16 protein-coding genes, 1 other RNA gene and 1 pseudogene are annotated in these 17,341 nt (G+C 54.4%); 11 read left to right on the forward strand and 7 right to left on the reverse strand.

Features of this window, described 5'->3' with window-relative positions; all coding sequences use genetic code 11:
* Positions 1-5: 5 nt before the first annotated feature.
* The 4 genes from QDY28_RS01765 to ssrA all read right to left on the reverse strand — a co-directional run bounded on the left by QDY28_RS01765 (position 6) and on the right by ssrA (position 1,561).
* Positions 6-218, reverse strand: coding sequence for a ribbon-helix-helix domain-containing protein (locus QDY28_RS01765; protein WP_331379986.1), 213 nt, complete (start codon positions 216-218; stop codon positions 6-8).
* Positions 219-327: 109 nt separating this feature from the next.
* Entirely contained in the window at positions 328-522 is a 195-nt protein-coding gene (locus QDY28_RS01770; protein WP_331379987.1) for a DUF4169 family protein, read from the reverse strand.
* 52 nt (positions 523-574) lie between these two features.
* Entirely contained in the window at positions 575-1,081 is a 507-nt protein-coding gene (locus QDY28_RS01775; RefSeq protein ID WP_331380067.1) for an SspB family protein, read from the reverse strand.
* 119 nt (positions 1,082-1,200) lie between these two features.
* Positions 1,201-1,561, reverse strand: a transfer-messenger RNA (tmRNA) gene (ssrA, locus tag QDY28_RS01780).
* 147 nt (positions 1,562-1,708) lie between these two features.
* Between ssrA and QDY28_RS01785 the strand changes: the two are divergent.
* From QDY28_RS01785 to QDY28_RS01815, 7 genes and pseudogenes are all read left to right on the forward strand, one after another.
* A pseudogene (locus QDY28_RS01785) lies at positions 1,709-2,236 on the forward strand (thymidylate synthase); the annotation flags it as partial.
* A 183-nt stretch (positions 2,237-2,419) separates the two neighbouring features.
* A complete protein-coding gene (thyA, locus tag QDY28_RS01790) occupies positions 2,420-3,352 on the forward strand; it encodes a thymidylate synthase (protein ID WP_331379988.1) in 933 nt (310 codons plus the stop codon).
* 119 nt (positions 3,353-3,471) lie between these two features.
* On the forward strand, positions 3,472-5,550 hold the full coding sequence (locus QDY28_RS01795; protein ID WP_331379989.1) for a hypothetical protein: 2,079 nt from the start codon (positions 3,472-3,474) through the stop codon (positions 5,548-5,550).
* A gap of 36 nt (positions 5,551-5,586) precedes the next feature.
* Entirely contained in the window at positions 5,587-6,828 is a 1,242-nt protein-coding gene (locus QDY28_RS01800; RefSeq protein ID WP_331379990.1) for a hypothetical protein, read from the forward strand.
* Complete coding sequence (locus QDY28_RS01805) at positions 6,828-8,816, forward strand: hypothetical protein (RefSeq protein WP_331379991.1); 1,989 nt, start codon at positions 6,828-6,830, stop codon at positions 8,814-8,816. Before QDY28_RS01800 ends, QDY28_RS01805 begins: the two co-directional genes overlap by 1 nt.
* 38 nt (positions 8,817-8,854) lie before the next feature.
* A complete protein-coding gene (locus QDY28_RS01810; RefSeq protein ID WP_331379992.1) occupies positions 8,855-9,415 on the forward strand; it encodes a hypothetical protein in 561 nt (186 codons plus the stop codon).
* A 4-nt stretch (positions 9,416-9,419) separates the two neighbouring features.
* Positions 9,420-11,060 (forward strand): tyrosine-type recombinase/integrase, encoded by a 1,641-nt coding sequence (locus tag QDY28_RS01815; protein WP_331379993.1) that lies wholly within the window; start codon positions 9,420-9,422, stop codon positions 11,058-11,060.
* A 283-nt stretch (positions 11,061-11,343) separates the two neighbouring features.
* On the opposite strand, the gene QDY28_RS01820 is transcribed toward QDY28_RS01815, so the two are convergent.
* Together QDY28_RS01820 and QDY28_RS01825 are read right to left on the reverse strand one after the other, a co-directional pair.
* Complete coding sequence (locus QDY28_RS01820; RefSeq protein WP_331379994.1) at positions 11,344-11,556, reverse strand: ribbon-helix-helix protein, CopG family; 213 nt, start codon at positions 11,554-11,556, stop codon at positions 11,344-11,346.
* Positions 11,553-11,741 carry a hypothetical protein gene (locus QDY28_RS01825; protein WP_331379995.1) on the reverse strand — a complete coding sequence of 63 codons (189 nt, stop codon included), beginning with the start codon at positions 11,739-11,741 and terminating at the stop codon, positions 11,553-11,555. Before QDY28_RS01825 ends, QDY28_RS01820 begins: the two co-directional genes overlap by 4 nt.
* Positions 11,742-11,958: 217 nt before the next feature.
* Between QDY28_RS01825 and QDY28_RS01830 the strand changes: the two genes are divergently transcribed.
* The 3 genes from QDY28_RS01830 (at position 11,959) to QDY28_RS01840 (ending at position 14,726) form a co-directional block, all read left to right on the forward strand.
* Positions 11,959-12,702, forward strand: a complete 744-nt coding sequence (locus QDY28_RS01830; protein ID WP_331379996.1) for a hypothetical protein — start codon at positions 11,959-11,961, stop codon at positions 12,700-12,702.
* A gap of 184 nt (positions 12,703-12,886) precedes the next feature.
* Entirely contained in the window at positions 12,887-13,174 is a 288-nt protein-coding gene (locus QDY28_RS01835) for a hypothetical protein (RefSeq protein WP_331379997.1), read from the forward strand.
* Between the two features lie 58 nt (positions 13,175-13,232).
* Positions 13,233-14,726: a hypothetical protein gene (locus QDY28_RS01840; protein WP_331379998.1), complete on the forward strand. Its 1,494-nt coding sequence runs from the start codon at positions 13,233-13,235 to the stop codon at positions 14,724-14,726.
* A gap of 157 nt (positions 14,727-14,883) precedes the next feature.
* On the opposite strand, the gene QDY28_RS01845 is transcribed toward QDY28_RS01840, so the two are convergent.
* Positions 14,884-16,155: a metallo-hydrolase/oxidoreductase gene (locus QDY28_RS01845; protein WP_331379999.1), complete on the reverse strand. Its 1,272-nt coding sequence runs from the start codon at positions 16,153-16,155 to the stop codon at positions 14,884-14,886.
* Positions 16,156-16,696: 541 nt separating this feature from the next.
* On the opposite strand from QDY28_RS01845, the gene QDY28_RS01850 reads away from it, so the two are divergent.
* On the forward strand, positions 16,697-17,320 hold the full coding sequence (locus tag QDY28_RS01850) for a hypothetical protein (protein WP_331380000.1): 624 nt from the start codon (positions 16,697-16,699) through the stop codon (positions 17,318-17,320).
* Positions 17,321-17,341: the final 21 nt, after the last annotated feature.

Consider the following 17,341-nt stretch of genomic DNA (forward strand, 5'->3'; position numbering starts at 1 on the left):
GCGCTTCATTTGCGATCCTTCAGCCACTTCAGAACATAGAGCCGCAGCGCCGAAGAAAGATTGCTCTCCGGATCACGCCCGTCGTCGACTTCGGAGATCAGCGCTGCAAGCGAAGTACCGCGCGCATTGGCGATCGCCTTCAGTTCGCTCCAGAAGGCGTCTTCAAGGGAAAAGCTGGTGCGATGGCCATGCAGCGTAGCGGAATGTTTGCGGATCATCGGCGGATCGATCAAAAAGTTTGGAAACGGAAGAGATAATTCTAAAAATGATTCAAAATGCTGGGGTAAGCGAATGATTTCGTGGGGACTTCCACTTTAGCTCGGCACGTCAGTCGTCTGTCTTGGGCGGCTCGATATGGCCGGCCTCATGCGTTTTCGCCGCTTTATCGTTGAGCGCTTTGGTCAAGCGCTTCTCCGCCTTGGTGCGGCCGAAAGCAACGCGATTCTGCTCCGCCTGCTTTTCTTTCTCCAAGCGTGTCTGCTTCTTGCGGAACTGGCGCAGATTGACGATTTCGGCACTCATCGATGTCCCTCCGCTCTCGCTGTGAAAAGGGGAAGCGTGTGCTCCCCCAATGCTATTGCTTCTTGCGGAATGCGTCGAGAGAGACGACCGATCCCGGCTTCTTCTCCTCGCCGTCCTTGGCGGGCGCAGGCTCCTCGCTGCCCTCGGCCGATACTGGATAGGCGGTGATCTCGCCGGAGGGGCCTTCCTCGTCCTCGGCGAGCGGCACGTCGAATTCCAGTTCGAAATTCACGGATGGATCGTAGAAGCCGCGGATCGCGTTGAATGGGATGACCAGCTTTTCCGGGACGTCGGAGAAGGAGAGCCCGATTTCGAACTGGCTCTCGGTGACCTTCAGATCCCAGAATTGATGCTGGATGACGATGGTCATCTGCTCCGGATATTTCGACTTCAGGTGCTGCGAAATGCGCACGCCGGCCGCACCGGTCAGAAAGGTAATGAAGAAATGATGGTCACCGGGCAGACGGCCGGTGGTGCCGACCTCGGTCAACACCTTGCGGATGACCCCACGCAGGGCGTCCTGTGCCAAAATGTCGTAGCGGATATGATCCTGCCCCATGCTTTCCTGTCTTTCGTTGGCCATGTTTTTTCTAAGGCTTATGCCACGCCCTGCGCCGACGGGAAACCCCCGCGCGCGAGTCATCGCCTGATCATACATAATATCGAAGAGAGGGAGAAGGTGAAGGCTTCTGTTGCCAGGTGCCTTCGAACCCCGCCTAAGAGTGCGACCCCTTAGGACTTTATTTGAAGTGCCACACTGCGATTAAGCAGCGAGACGAGCTTCCGCATAGTTGTCGTTTGCAACTACAATTTTAGCCCGATAACGGTGGTACAATGCCGAGCGAAAAGTCGATCTTTACACCCTTGTCGATCCTGTTTCGCCCCCATCAAAAGCCGGTCTTGCTCGGCCGGTTTTTGGTGGAGGCGCCGGGTACCGCCCCCGGGTCCAATAGGTTTATTACACCGCTCATTTATCGCCATAGCCGGCCCGAAGACCGGCATGGCTGATATAGTGTTTTCCCTCGGCAAATGGAAGGGGATTTGTCATAAATGCGTCGCGGAAACACAGGTTTGCCGCGTTATCAGACGGCGGGCGCGAGAAATGCAAGGATTTATGCTAGCCCGCAGTTGGTTTCCCGCCAACTTGCCATTAAATTCGGAAGGAATGGAATCGGCGGCGGGTGCGATGAAGCAATATCTCGATCTTTTAAAGCATGTGATGGACACCGGCGTCGACCGCGGCGACCGCACCGGCAAAGGCACGCGCTCGGTCTTCGGTTACCAGATGCGCTTTGACCTTTCCGAGGGTTTTCCGGTGCTCACCACCAAGAAGCTGCATCTGCGCTCGATCATCCATGAGCTGCTGTGGTTCCTGAAGGGCGAGACGAACATCCGTTATCTCAAGGAGAACGGCGTTTCGATCTGGGATGAGTGGGCCGACGAAAACGGCGATCTTGGGCCGGTCTACGGCCATCAATGGCGTTCCTGGCCGGCACCGGACGGCCGCCATATCGACCAGATCGCCAATCTGATCGAAGGGCTGAAGACCAACCCGAACTCTCGCCGCCATATCGTTTCGGCCTGGAACCCGGCCGAGGTGGACGAAATGGCGCTGCCGCCGTGTCATTGCCTCTTCCAGTTCTACGTCGCCGACGGCAAGCTTTCCTGCCAGCTTTATCAGCGCTCCGGCGATACCTTCCTCGGCGTGGCATTCTTTTCCGGCATCAAACTTGTACCATTGGTCTTAAGTAATTGGTGTAAAAAGGTTTTCCGGAATTTCGGAACGGTACCGGTACCATTGGTAGCCTGAGGCTGGTCCTCCATTGATCGCAGATGGCCTATTGCTTCCGAATTCGGCCGTTGTCAGACTCGTTGGTATAACCACAGGAACTTGAAAATGGCCCGCCACCCGGAATACCAGTACCTCGACCTGATCGAACACGTTCTTCAACACGGTGATCGTCGAATGGATCGCACTCGTGAGGGAACGTTGTCAGTTTTCGGTGCGATGATGCGCTTCGACTTGTCTGATGGAACCATCCCGGTCTTCACGACAAAGCGCGTATTTTGGAAAACGGCTGTGAAGGAGATGCTTTGGTTCCTCACAGGCCAGACTGACCTTCGGTCCCTATTAAAGGAAAAGGTTCGCATTTGGACGGACTGGCCACTGGACAAGTACCTCCAAGCTACGGGGGAGGATATCTCCCAAGAGGAGTTCGAGGCTCGCATTCTTTCAGATGACGACTTCTCGCAGCGATGGGGCGATCTCGGCCCGATTTACGGCAAGCAGTGGCGTCGGTGGTTGGACGCTGATGGCAAAGAGCACGACCAAATTGGGACGGTCATTGAAACGCTCAAGACGAACCCGTCGAGCCGTCGGATGCTTTTCCACGCGTGGAACGTCCCCGAGCTGGGCCAGATGACTCTTCCCCCATGCCATATGACGTATCAGTTTCATGTGACTGGGCTTGGGGACGAGCGAGTGGCGACCGGAGCTGAAAAGCCGAAGCTGCAGCTTATGGTTGGCCAACGCTCTTGCGACCTTGGTTTGGGCGCTCCATTCAACATCGCCCAAGAGGCAGCGCTTCTTCACATGATTGCGCAGCAGGTGGACATGACGCCTGGAGAGTTGATCTGGGTAGGCGGCGATACGCACCTGTACCTGAACCACATGGATATGGCTCACACTTTGCTAAGCCGCGAGCCTCGTCCGTTCCCGAAGCTGCGCCTGTTGAGGCGGCCGGATTCCATCGATGGGTACACCATCAACGACTTCGAGGTGACTGGGTACGATCCGCATCCTGCTATTGATGCGCCGGTAGCCGTTTGATCGGCTCTGTCCTCTAATATTTGTTGCTGCGTTAACCAGCCAGTAAAGATGCTGACAATTTAGCAACCCCTGACGGAGTAGGCGGCGGCTGGATAGCAGCGTCTAGTGGTTGAAACCGCGTGTTCTCCGATACCGAAAATAAACAACTCAACACTACCCGTGGCACGCAAATCACGGGGAAGGGCGATCCCATGCCTAAAAAAGGTTCGAAATCAGGACGCGGTACGATGCTAGTCGATGACGGGCAGCTGTCGCTCTTCGAAATGGCTGATGCGAGCCTCGAAGAGCTATCCGACCATCTCGAATATGTCGTTTCCGATCCCGTGACCGCATTCGTCAAGCCTGACGAGGCGAAAAAAAAGTGCCTGACTGAAGATAGCGCTGAAACGCATCGGCTCCCGGTTGCCTCGCCTCCGCTAGCGCCAAACGACGCCTTCGGCCATCCGCATAATGACATTAATAGCGTGAACGCCTTCTGCGCGGGCCTTATCGACCGTTTCCCAACGCTTACGGGTCATCAGTCTTACAAACCGGGATCGACCAAAGCCCGATTGGTAGAGATGCTGAACGAATGTCTGGAAACCAATACGACCCCACGGTCCACAACTGACCGAAGGTTGATTAGTCGACGCGAAATGGCGAGCCGACTGTGTGTAAATCATACCCTTTTCTCGTCCACCCTCAAGGACATCCTCATCGATTACGAAATTGTACTTGAGATCATTCAGCCTGTCGCAACGCTGCCAGAGCTTCCAAGATTCGGGGCGATGCCTGATCAAATTCGTCCTCTTGACGAAGCGAGCCGACAGGTAGTCACGCGGTATCCGAACCTATCGAAACATCAGCACTACCCTGAGAAGAGCACGGCAAATGAGATTGTGCAAATTCTGAATGCGCAGATTGTCTCTAGCGGCCTGGAAAGAAGTAGAGGAGGCAAGATCAGTCGAAAGCTGATCACGGGGCGGCTTGGTCTCAGCCAAACTGCACTAACGATGTACGCACAAATACTGGAAGACTACGAAAACGAAGTCGGTGGCAAAGAGTCCGTCACCGAAGCTAAAATTCCCGCCATACGTCAATGGTTGGAGCAACAGATTGATCAGGGCACGCTTCTCATTCGCGACGGCAAGGTCAGCCGCATCCAAATGTTTAGTGAGTTTGGTTTTGCGAAAACCAACACGCTTCTAATCCGATATCCTCGCCTGGCAGAGCTTATCGAGGAATTCGACAAGCGTGTCGCCGAGACGAGCTATCAACCCAAGGAAATTGTCGAAAAACTGCGTAGGCTTCGTGAACTGTTGGAGGAACCACCCGTCGGCAAAGATGGGCAGACGTTTGATAGGACGGAGCTGTCCAACTTACTGGATTTACCAAGAGACACGCTGTTGCGGCCGCCTTTTGTCGAGGTTGTCGCAAGCGAGGAGTTGAAGTTCAAGGAAAGACTGAAAAGCGATCCATTTCTTGCTTCTGTCGGCGGGCGTGTCTTCAAATGCCATCCGCTCATCGAGCTAGGATGGTCTGCTTCCTTCGCAACTCGGTTTAAGGAGAGCTTCGAACGGCGTTATCGCAAATCGACAAAAGACAATGCTAAGGTCGCATTTTCCGCCGCGACCGAACTTCTAAGTTTTATAGCAACCAACAAGTCGGCGGCGTGCGTGGCGCTCTTGGAGGGCCTTTCAAACGGAGTGAACGCACGAAACCTGGCGAAGGAGTTTACCCTCACCACCCAAGCGTATCGTGACAGCCTTGTTGAGCGGTACGATCACATTCCTAGCCGGAATGGAAAGCTGACGATGACGAACAGCGTCATCAAGATTTTCAGCAACGACGGCATCTTCCCGCCGCACGAATTAGGGCTCATAGCATTTCGTGAAGATAATCCGAACCATTTGCGCTCAGTTGCGGAAGTGACGGAGACGACGCGAGGGAAACCGAAAAACCCCCACGTAGACGATTATCTTCACTTTGCTACGTCAATGCTAAAGCAGGCCGCTGAGGTTCGTCAGATCGAGATCACCGGGCTGGACCAGGGCGACTTCAATCGCGTCTTGAGAGCAGAGCTGGAGAACCACGAATTCAAGGCAGCGGAAAACCCCGCGAAGGTTATCCTCCACGTATTGACCCGTCGTCTTGATCTGATCAAGACCGCCGCGATCAAGTTATTGGATAAAGGTCGAGCACTTTGGGATCGCGGTTGAGAGCTTCTTCGTATTGGCCGTGACCCCGGCGGCGTTTTGCAAGACCTTTTTAGAAAGGGGCGGATTAACGAATATCAGCGCGTCCAACTGCTCCGCGAGCATTTTCCGGGCGATGAAGCTAACCGAGAGCAAGGCATTGCGAACCTGCTGCGAGTTGTGGCCGAGCGGTACAATTCCATCTACCCCAGCAGTAAGGCAGCGGGCCGCGAAGAAGGTCAATTCTTTCAGAAGCGGGCGCTCGACTACGGTGGCGGGACGCTGCTCCAATCTTACCTCTTGCCGATGCAAGAGGCGGTGGCCGCTACCATAACACTCTACATGCTAGAATCTGGCAGCAATGTATCGGTCGGACGAACGCTGTATTGTGACAGCATCGAGCCGTCGGAGGAGCCCAATCATAGCAAGGTAACGGGTTACAAGGCGAGGGCAGGCGGAAAGCCAATCTTCGTTACCCTCCCAGATCGCTGTGACGCTATCAAGGGAATGAACTGGCTGCGGGAGGCCTTCGCAGGCAACTCCAGAATTGCTGTCGAAGACCGTAATCAGCTTTTTCTATGCAAGGGCAATAACGAAACCCTGAAGTTGATCGAGGAGTGGACCTTCCGGGCCGAATTCAAGCGGCTGACGCAGTCGGTTCCAGAGCTAGCTGGTCTTCCGTTGACGCCGAATATGTTGCGGCCGTCCATCCTCTTGAAGGCAGCACTTGAGTCCGACTCGAAGACCGGCTTGTCGCAAGCGATGGGGCAACACGGGGCGCAGGTTCACGAGGGATACATCAATAAGTATCCCATCCGATACCTGCGAGACACCGACATTCGGCTGTTCCAGTATTCGATGGAAACTGTCGTCATCCAGAAGATCGAGGATGTTCACTCGTTCCTTGGTGTGGATGAAGAAAAGATGGCTGGTCGCGTCGAAGCGGTGATGCGGACCGGCTTGGGCACGATGTGTGCCGACCGGTACGGCAAGCCTGGCAACGAAGGGAAGCTCTGCCAGTCCCTGGACTGCGTCAAGGGCTGTCCGCAGCTCATTTTGATCGCGATACCCAAAGAGATCGCGATCCTTCAACTTTGGCAGCACTCTCTAAGGCTCGTGGAAGGAGACTGGGTCCGAGACCAGCCCGAGCGGTGGGAGAAGGTATGGCTTCCATGGCTGTGCTTCTGCGATGCGGTTGAGGTGAAGATGCGCCAGTCGTTTTCTGATGTCTGGTCTGACGCGACCGAAATCTCCAGCAAAATGCTGGCAAACCCCAATTTTGTGCCCATGAGGCTGTTCTGATGGCTGTTTCACTCAAGACCGCATCTTTTAAGACTATTGATAGCTTCGATTACGAAAGCCGTCGCCGCAGCTGGCTGGGTTCTCCTTATGAAATCCACGAATGGACCTTCAGGGACGGGGCAGGTGAGGGTAAGGACGAGACGGTCAAATTCGACGTTCCGATGGCGGACGGTCGGTCCCTTATCGAACACACAAATCTTTATGCCACGTTCAAGGAGCTGGTATTCTGGCTCCGAGCAGGCAATTACACACGCATCGACGACGGCGCACGGCATGCGCAGTACGCAAAGACTTTGTTGCGGATTTGCTATGGGATGACCGTTCGCGGGTTCTATTCATTTGCCAGCCTGACGTCCTTCGATATCGACATGTTGTGCGAAGAAGCGGCTATGGGTTTCGACAGTCTGCTGCGGGCCTCTGCCATCGTAAAAGAAAAACTTGGTGCCTACTCGTCCTGGGAAGACATCCCACACGCGTTGGCCAAAAACAAGCAATTCAATATCGGTGCAATACGCCTAGCCTTCAATCTACCGAAGAAGTGGGCCGCCATTGAGATCAACTCGGAGGTCGAAGTTGCGACTGCTCGATTGAATGGCGAGCTGAAGCAGTCGGTGGCCGATCTCAGAGAGGACCCGATCACTGTTCAGAACATTCAGTTGGTCACGACTTTGTTCGACGCTCTATATGCGCTTCGACATTATATCGAGGCTCCTACCATCAGGTTTCGGCCGTTCCCGGAAGGACCCGCGAAGCGGGCCGACAACCTTGGCGCTCGCACGACGAAGACGCCGATAGCACCTCCCTTGTTGGTCATGAAACTGCTGGAGGAGTCGGTTCGATTTGTTGCGAACAATAGCGATGCCGTCCAGGCTGCTTACAAAGCCAACCTCGATGTACGCAAAAACGGAGAAGTTTTCCGCCCGGATGCGGAAGCCTTGAGGCCGCGCATCAGCCAGATCGCGGCGGCGTGCTTCGTCTTGATTGCGGCATTTACGGCCCGGCGCACCGAAGAGATCAAGATGTTGGAGCGCGATTGCCTTGAAGGAAACGAGGCCGATGGCTGGTGGATGAAATGCTACATCGAGAAAACTCAAAGGACCCGGAGTTGGATACCAATCCCGAACATCGTGGCTCGCGCGGTTCAGGTTCTCTCTTCATTCAATGCTGACGGCGAGGGCGATCCGAACGCGCTCATTTTCGATTACCTTGACCCAGTTTCCGGCAAGATCGTGGATTTAGCGCCCGAGGGTAAGATCAACGATTTTGCTCGTGCCGTAGGTGCTGTCGAATACGCCAATGACAACGGCGATAGCCTGACTTGGCCCTGGCAGCCACGCCAGTTTCGGCGTTTTTTCGCGGTGCTCTATATCTGGCGGTACAAGGGTAAGTTTGAAAGCCTGTCGCACCATCTCCGGCATTTCAACCTGGAAATGACCAACGACTATGTGACGCTGGACCCGGAGAATGCCAAGGAATGGACGCGTGAGGTTTGGAACTTCCGCGTCGAAATCGTCAAGGACCTCGTGTCGGGCGAGAGCGTCTACTCGGGACCTATGGGCGAGCGGTTGAACAAGCTAGTGAAGCGCCTTCGCGAGAAGTTCTCCGACGTTCAGATCATCCCCGAATTCCTTGCTCAGGCAGTCATTCGTCAGATGGAAAAAGGCAGCGTGGTCGTGACACCCAAACCCTGGGTGACGTGCTGCTGCCCGCGCACTGCCAGCGGCTGCTCTAAAGCAGCTTGCCGTAAGAAGACTGGTTTCGAGGACGGGGCGGTGGGTCCCGATTACGCGGCGGCTGGGCCCACCGTGTGCCCGGGGTGCCCATGGGCTCTGATCGGTCCTGAAAATGTCAGCTATTTCGACGATGAGCTTCAGGCTCTCAGGCCGAACCTGGGCGCTGACGATGATGGTCCGACCATCTTCGGCGAACTGCAAGCAGCAAACATCGTCACCCTCAGCGAATTTCGCGAGACGCTGACGGTTGCATGATCATTTTGGTAGGTGCGTAGGTTGTAAGGGGGTAGGCGGTGGCTGAGCTTAGCGTAGCGGAACGTCTCGAAGCGATGGTGGTTAGGTACGAGGAGTGGGTTGAAACTGGCGTTCCTTTGGGCGTCGACTTCAAGAAGTCTTTGAGCGCCGCTCATAATTGGTCCTGCCCCGAGTTCGGAATTTTCGCGGTAGCTTCGAAACGCGACTGGAATACCAAGTCGAAAGATCATGGGGAGGTCGTCACGCGGATAGCGAAGCTTCTCAAAAAGCTTCGCCCGTTCGACGAGGTTCAACGGGAGAAGGCGGTTGCCGCAACGGCCAAACAGAAGGGCGAAAAAACCGCACGGGTTTACACCACGCAGAAGGCTCGTCGTGTTGCTGCCGAGGATGAATCGAAAGCCCTCACGGGGATGCTGAACGCGACGACCCAGAAATATCATCAATTGAGCCACAAGATGGAGCGAATTGAGATCGATCTAGGGACGCAAAAGGTTCGAAACGAAGAGCTGGAACGCCGCAATAAAGAGCTTGAGGCTGAGAATGCGCAATTGAAGCGAATGTTGACGTCGAAAAGCGGCGTCCTTCAGTTAGTGGAGTAGCTACATGGCTTCGGCGACCGCGCTTAGCAAAGTCTATCATCAGCGTCTGGAAGGCCTTCTGAAGAGCTGCAATCCTGCTGAAATTCCGAGCTATAATAGTCGCTTCTCTAGGCAATGGTTTGCCGAGAAGATCGGCTGTGCGGTCAACACGCTGAGCACGAGTGCGCGTTTGCGAACGACGCTCGTCACTTGGGAAGAGCAGCAGCGACCGACGATCACTCCGCGCACGACTGTCGAGGACGATATCCCCAATGTCGTGTCATTCCGTCGGCGTATAGATTCGATCATCATGCCGGTATCTTTGAAGATCGAGAAAGGATCATTCACAGTACCAACACTGATTTGGTGGGATGGCATCGACGAGTGGGTCGCAGATTTCGCTCGACATCTTATCGTTAGGGAGAAAAACAAGACTTCCAGTGTCGAGGAGGTTGTCAAGATCCTGCGCATGTTCCGGCGCTTTCAGCGAGCGCACCGTGTCCCGCACGGCCAGGTAAATGACGATTTTCTGTTGGCTTGGCAGAATCTGAAGAAGAGCCAGAAGGTTTCGGTAGGCCGCTGCAACTACTGCATATCCGTCGTCCATGACTTCTATAAATGGGCCGAATCCCTTGGCCGCCTGAAATACCATGTTCAGACCAGACCGAAGCACGACTATACCGGAATTCCCGAGGACTATATCTTTCCGCTCTCAGGAAAAGAAGTTGAGCTTCGTCTCCCGAACGGGCAGAAGTACATCAAGTGGGTCTCGGGGCTGCTCGATGGCGGTGTCCACAGTTCCTATGGCTCTCGACACACGCCAACCCCCGATGAGGTTGTCCAACTTTTCGCAGAAGCGAAAAAGGAGGGCCGGAATTCAGCTCGTAACCTGCTGATGCTGGTCGTGGCGCTGGAGTCCGGCGCTCGCGTCAGCGAGATCGTGCAGCTGAAGGTCAGTGACTTTCCGACGCCGCAAGAACTTGGTCCGTACATTGGGAAGAATGCCAAGCCTTATCTCGAAGTCGAAATCGTCCGCAAGAACCAGGGCAACGGCCGATTGCGCATAAATCAACAGCTTGTGCTGAAGCTCGTTGCCTTCATCTATGGTGACACGCAGCGCCTGAACATCATCCGGAACAATGCTGGTAAAAAGCTATCCAACGATCAGTTTGTATTTCTGTCCGAGGCAGGTGAGGGGATCACGGCCGATAGCGTGACCCGCATAGCTGGTCAGCTCTTCCGCGCAGCGGGCATCGAGAAGGCAAACATCCACCGTTTGCGTGCTCGGTACATCACGACTGTCATCGAGCTGCAGCTCGACCGTCTGGCAGAGCAAGGAATCACCGTCAACCGCTCGGAAGCATGGGAGCAGCAAGTCCTGGTGATGGCTGTCGAGCTTATGGGGCACTCCCATCCCATGTCATTGCGACCGTACCTTAACGAAATTCTGCAGCGAAGGATGACCAAGGACGGGCGCATCGAGCAGCGGTCTGTCGAGGATCGTGAACGATCCATTGCGGAGCTTACCGAGCAGTTCGCATCGCAAGTTTTCAACGCAGCTCAACTTGCCGAGGCCAACCAGTTGCTCCTGGCTCAGAAGCCAGAAAAAGCCATCGAGGTCCTTTCGGACTTCATTGATTTGCTGCGGCAGGCGGAGACGGCGTAGTGGTAGTCGTTTCGGATTGCCGCTCGCGGCTTCTAGGCTTGGGCCACGGCGGTTCGCCGTATTCCCAATCTACACTCTCTCTACGCGGTGAAGAGACCTACTGACGTGCCACTGAACTTTCATCCAGCGGCGATTAGAGCCCCGGCGGTTTTGAATACGCCAAGTGGCGCGGTGTGAGCAACCGGCGCAAACGCGAAGCTTTCATCTTGCGCAGCGTTGGAGCAGGTTGATGAGGCCGCCAATATGAATTGCCGACTCGCTGTATCGGAATGTGCTTGCGTAGTCAGTTGTCGTCAGTTCCGTGGTCGAGAAGAATATTTGTCTCTCTTGACGTTCCCGTTTTAAGACGAAACCGGTTGGGGTTATCGCGCAGGAATTCCTCCACCATCGTCCGGATGAGTTCCGCCTTGCTCTTCTGCGTGTGTGAAGACAGGCGCTCTAGAATCTCGAATTCTGCGTCATCAAACGAAACCGAGATGCGGTTTTTTACGGTCATTTCGACCCCCGCATGAGGTCGACCACTTCCGAGGCGACAAATGCGAAGCCCAGTATCAGAGCCAGTTGGGTCGCCTCGCTTCCCCCAATTGGAAGATATTGGTCGAGCCCGAATGGGGCGATTTTTAGAAGTGATAGAATCATCAGGAAAATCCCGGCAACTCGCATCAAAGTCGTGGTCGTCATGATCAGTTTCCGATTAATGACCATAACCTAAACAGAAGGGCTTAATTTTTTATTAATAGTGCACCACCTCCAATTGGCGCGACGGTCAGGAAGCCTTCGTTGTAGCCGATCTTGCTTCAAGCACGATTTATCTCGCTTGGAAGCCGTCGGGGCAGAAAATCAAGGTGAACCCTTCCGTAAAATCATGGCCTGAAAAGGCGAAGGCGGAACTTCGTCAGTGGTCAGCGAAATGGAAATAGCGGGCGCTTTCCATCTGAGCTGCGATCTCGACCAGCGGGATGAACTGCTCTTGGAAAGTGGAACGCGTTATGAAACGCAGTTTGCTGTGGATGCGAACGGCGTGTGGATCGAGACGCACGGTTTCGAGTGTATGATTGCCCGTCCTTTAGAGAGATCGCATATGGCCAGCAGTTATGCAGAATGGAAACTCAAAACATCGCAAATAGACGCTGCAATTGCTCAGGTCGGTGCCTCGCTCCTTTTAATTAGAAGCCTCGAAGGAGTTTCGGAACTTGAGGGCAAGTTTCTGTTGAATCCGCCGAGGAATGGCAAAGCTTCACCGCAGCTAGCAGAACACATTGACCGCCTTTCCACGAAGCTCTTCGGCATCACCGAAGAAGACACCCACTTCAAATATCCCGATAATTTTGAAAGCTTGATTGCAGGGATGCCCGAGTGGTTGCGCGTGCAGTCTCGCGCCAACGAATTCGAGGACCGGTTTTCCACAGGTCAGATGACAGATGATGAAGCTGTCCTGGCTCTTCTCGTATTGGGCGTTGACTTCCGTGATGAACGGGGAGACCCGCTCCGTTGCACCAAGTTTTTATGCCGACAGGCAGAAGGTGCTGTCTTTAAGGTGATGGGACATCTCCCAGATGTTGAGGAGCTGGGTTTGAAAACGTGGGAGAGCACGCTTCAAAAGGAAGCGCAGCTTCACTTATCCCGCAAGGGTAAGTCGTAGCTATTAGCCGCACCAGGAGAGCCCTAACTCTTCACCATCTCAGGATGCTCGGGTTCCGACTGCCCGATCTCATCGTGCTCTGCAACCTCGTACACCCGAAACCAAACTGATAGACCCATCGTGGGTTTCTCTTGTTTGCGTTAGCAGATACGGGCACAATCGTACGTAAGTAGGGGGGAATATAATGCAATTCGATTATCGCGCCGCGTCGCTCTTCATGTTTCGGATGTTCGTCCGATTTGCGTGGAGGACCGCGCAGCGACGCTGGACGACAATCGGAGTAGCCGTCGCGCTTATCCTCACCACAGCGTTTATTCCGAGTCTCGGCATCGCTATCTTTGGCACAGCGTTCGCTGGGTGGTGGATTGTTCTTGGCATCATGGCCCTTTTAGGCGGGCTCGCAGGCAATCGAGTAGGTATCGGCCGGGAAAAGGCGACATTGATACGCCAGTCTGAAACGAGCCGGGACTGAAAGGACAATGGGGACACATCGTTCAATATAGGAAGTTGGCGAAACGTAGGGCGTGCAAGTGGCATTGGATGAAGACGGGCAGGCTAAAGCTATCGCAGCAGAGTGGGACGTTGATCCCGATCTGCTGGATCAAGCCGAGTGGGAAATTGAGAGCATAGATAGCAACGACGGTTTCACCGTGGGCTATTTTGTCCGTTTTGACGAGGAAACAGATCGCGAGCTTTTGGATCGGCTCCGCGTAAGGGCGGGGGAGTTTTATCGTGAACTCAGCACAAATGCCTTTGATCAGCCCGACGAAGACGATTTCGCGCGTCCTCGTGAGCGAAGTGCGTCGAAGCTTGAAAACGGGATCGGCTTAGGGAGAGCTTTCGTCGGCTCCGCCTTTGCCGGTAGTGCTTTTGCGACGGCAGACAAAGCATCCTCGAATGAAGAGGATGAGGGTGATGACGGCTTGTCCTCAATTGACGAGCCGCTTCCAGATATATCGAATTTCGTAGATGATGACTTTGAATTCCTAGAACCCGCCGAGCGCCCAAACGATGGCCGACGCGCCTACTTTATAGATGAAGAACGCTTTACGCCCTCACAATTTCGCAAGCTTTCCAAGCATCGGAAAGTGCAGGCGATGGTTCAATGGTTTCATGAGAACTATGAGGACCCAGCCGTTCGAATGCCCTACGAGAGTGCGGAAGGAGGCTACCAATGGATTTGGGGTGGCCCTTATGACGCTGGCGAGCAGATAGGCGACGAATTTTCAGACATTAGCGATCAGGCCTCAATTGACGAAGCTGCAGAGGAAATCACCCGCGAGGGGCTTTTTGATTGGGCACCCAAGGCAAGGCGAGAAGACTATGCGCAGGACGAAGACTGGAACTTGTCGGGTGAAGACGAGGATTGGAACCAGGCTGGTAGCGGCGACGAGTACACCAGGACAGTAATTCGCCGGACAGACCCTTCCCCGGAAGGAGAGGCATACCTGACTGATGGAGCTGGCCGCTTTCTTACCGATGAGCAAGGGCGGAGACTTTTGGTTGGTGCCCCGAGCTTGCGTTCAGCTGCCTCAAACTTTTCGAACTTTCGGTTTGCCGAGTCAGTTCTGAGCGGCGCTGGTTCAAGCGGAGTACCGAGGGATTTTCATCAGGAGTTGCTGGCAAGAATTGAGAGCCTGGAAGCTTCGCTTCAAACGTATCGAGAGAATCTGCCACCAAGGAGCCATAACCATCCACCGGAGCTTGTCGAGCCAGACCCGATATCGCCAATCGAGATTCGCTTGGTTGCGCAAGTGACGGTAGAGCTACGGAACCAGGTTGATCAGTCCCAGCCAGACCCTATTAAGCTTGAAGCTCAGGCCTCGAAGCTGAAGGTCGTTGCAGGTTCAATTCTAGCGTGGTTGGGCCGCAAGGCTGATACAGCCATCGATAGTGCGATCAAGTGGGCTATCCCAGTCGGAGCAGCGTGGGTGCTTGCTGGTCCAGATAAAGTCTATGCGAATATTTTAGCGCTGGCTGAAACGGTTTCGGCATGGGCGCAACACCTTACCGCTGGAATATGAAACAGGTAAATCTCGCGGCATGGGGCGTTGGCGGCAGCGCCTTTTTCTTCTCGGCGATCTGATCGTCAGCAGGCTTCCCCGATTGGGTCGGTCACCATCGCTGGTGACCATTTCTTCGTCCTCTGCTTGAGAACTGTTGGATTCCCGTTGAAGCCGATCAAGTGAAGTGACGGTTACCTCTGGGCCTTAAAGGGCGACGTGCCGTTGTTCTCCAATGGCCCCAACCGGCCAAAGTGTGATGCTGCTTTGTCGCGTCATGTGGATGCCGATAGGAATTTCCTGCACCATAGGAGACTGCAGCAAAGCCTGTTCTGCTCGCTCGGCCAATGGGCGTGCTCCCCTGGGCCATTGCTGCACCGTGGTGTGTTACCAACAGATAGTCGACGGGAGCTTTCAAGCTCGCAGGAATGTTTGAATAGTCGGCGTCACCGGATAGCAATGCCTCTCTTCCGCTTGGCAATTTTGCGCGTAACGCCAAGCCGGTGTTATTTGCATTCTTGAGCGAACCAGCACATTCCGCTATCGACATGTGCGTGCCATTGAACGTTTTGCCCGCTGGCCAAACGAACAGATTGCCTTTTTTTGCAATTGCCATAGCAAGACGCGCGGCCCCTGGGCCGAGCCTTTGGCTCGGCACAATCCATTTTGCGTCCAGAAGCTGTTTCATGCTGAAGGCGGCGTGCAGGTGATCCCAATCCCAGTGAGAAAGCACAACCACCTGGTCGTTCGCGAAAGTTATGTCAATCGTTTTGGGAGCCGTATGTGCATTCCAAGAAACCGGCAAGCCGGTGTCGAAATGAAGATACGATTGGTCCGAAGCATTAAGGAACGATGCGAAACTGGCTTGACCCACGTCACGGATAACGATTTCTTCGGGCGGTTGCACCGCTTGCAGGATTTTTTCAATAATGCTCCAATCCGTTCCCACCGCGAGACGGTTTGAAAGCTCGGCAATGCTTGTCGGCAACGGCTCTTTAGCTACTGCTGCCCCAAGAGACCTTGGCGAAGGACCACGAGGAGGTTCCAAAGGATCGAGCAGTGGTCCGCCGCCGGTCGTCGACATTCTGCTTTGCGCATAGTAACCGTCCGGTCCCATCTGGGCCTGCCAAGTCATCAAACCCGCGCCCTGTGGTTCGATCCTCAGCCGGAACCATGTGCCTACGACCGGAGGAGCGCCCAACACCTCTTCGAAGCGCCTTCTTGTAGTAATGATACGGATCAACGCGAATGGTTGATGAGAGGACTCAGTAAACAGTCTTTCCTCAATATCTTTTATTCCATCAACCTTTTCGGCATCGATTCCGTCAAACTCAATGGATGCACGCTTGTACTCGCTATCACTCAGATAATCGAGGCGCGTAAGCCGCACATAGAGGACGCGTGGAAAATCTACCTCGCCCGGTCGCGATCTCGGAGTTTTAATAAACAACTTCAGCTCTCTTAATCTTTACCCGTATTGATTGCACAGTTCGCTGGCCGAATGTCAACTGCGAGGCTGGGTGGGGTTGCTTCTCGTATACTGAAGCGCTGAGGTCGAAGCGCGTCTTTCGTGAAGATCGAAGTCCCTTCCGAAGTCGGCAAGCTGATCGAGCCCAAGCCCAAGCGTAGACTCGCCGCTGGCCATACCTTGAATCTCGACGCGAAATTATTTGCGAGAAGATTGCGAATTTCAGCTACAATACACGCATTACGTCATAGTTAAGCTGGGGGCAGGCAGTGGCAGATGTTAAGCAAGATAAAGATACCCGCGTCGATGTATGGCCGCGATGGCTCAAGAACAACCCAATCACTTCGGTGATCATCGTCGCGGCCATTAGCGTTGGAGCAGCGGTTCGTTCTATAAGAGCCTTCCGGACGAATGGAAATGCGTAAAATGCCTAATATGGCCTTCGCCACCATACGCGGGTTTGCCGAATAACGGCTGTAGGATGGAGGTGCGATATCAACAGCTCTTCCAAGAATTTCCAGAGATGCGCGTACACGCACGGCCTACGCTGAAGGAATATATCGCTTCGATGGGAGAAGATTATGGCAAGCGTCTGGGCATGAAGATTATGCCTCATATGACCGACCAAAACGAAATCTCCACGACAATTGCGAACATGCATTGGGAGGTCAGACAGTTGGACGACCCACACCGATTGCTTACGTCCGACCGTCCGGTGAGACGAGATTATCCTTTCAAGTCCCGGAACGCCGTACTCACAGTGCCTATCGGCCCGCAGGCGATCTTCATGGCTGCCCATTCTAGTGGGGTTATCGCCCGATTGTTCCGTGACGGGGTAGGGGGCTTCATGCGAAATAACAACCGTCAAGTGGTTCGTCAGGCTCGGCAGTTCGCGATTGCATATGATGATCGCGACCGCCAATGGGTGCCCAAAGCCTTGGCGAAGGAGCCTCAGCCAGGGTTCTTCGATTTCATCAGGGATCGGGAGCCTGAGCATCGGAAGCTAGTCGGTCGATCCACCCGGAAGCCAACTATTCTTAAGTCACTGAATGAGATTCGGCGGGCCGACTTCAGCGATCTCGGTGTGCTAGGCGGGTTCTTCGAACAGCCGGTTGTCAGCCCCGTAAAAGCCGTAACGCCTCTGTAGATCGATCCATGGGAACAGGTG

The sequence above is a fragment of the Rhizobium sp. BR 362 genome (assembly GCF_036528765.1).
Taxonomy (GTDB): domain Bacteria; phylum Pseudomonadota; class Alphaproteobacteria; order Rhizobiales; family Rhizobiaceae; genus Rhizobium.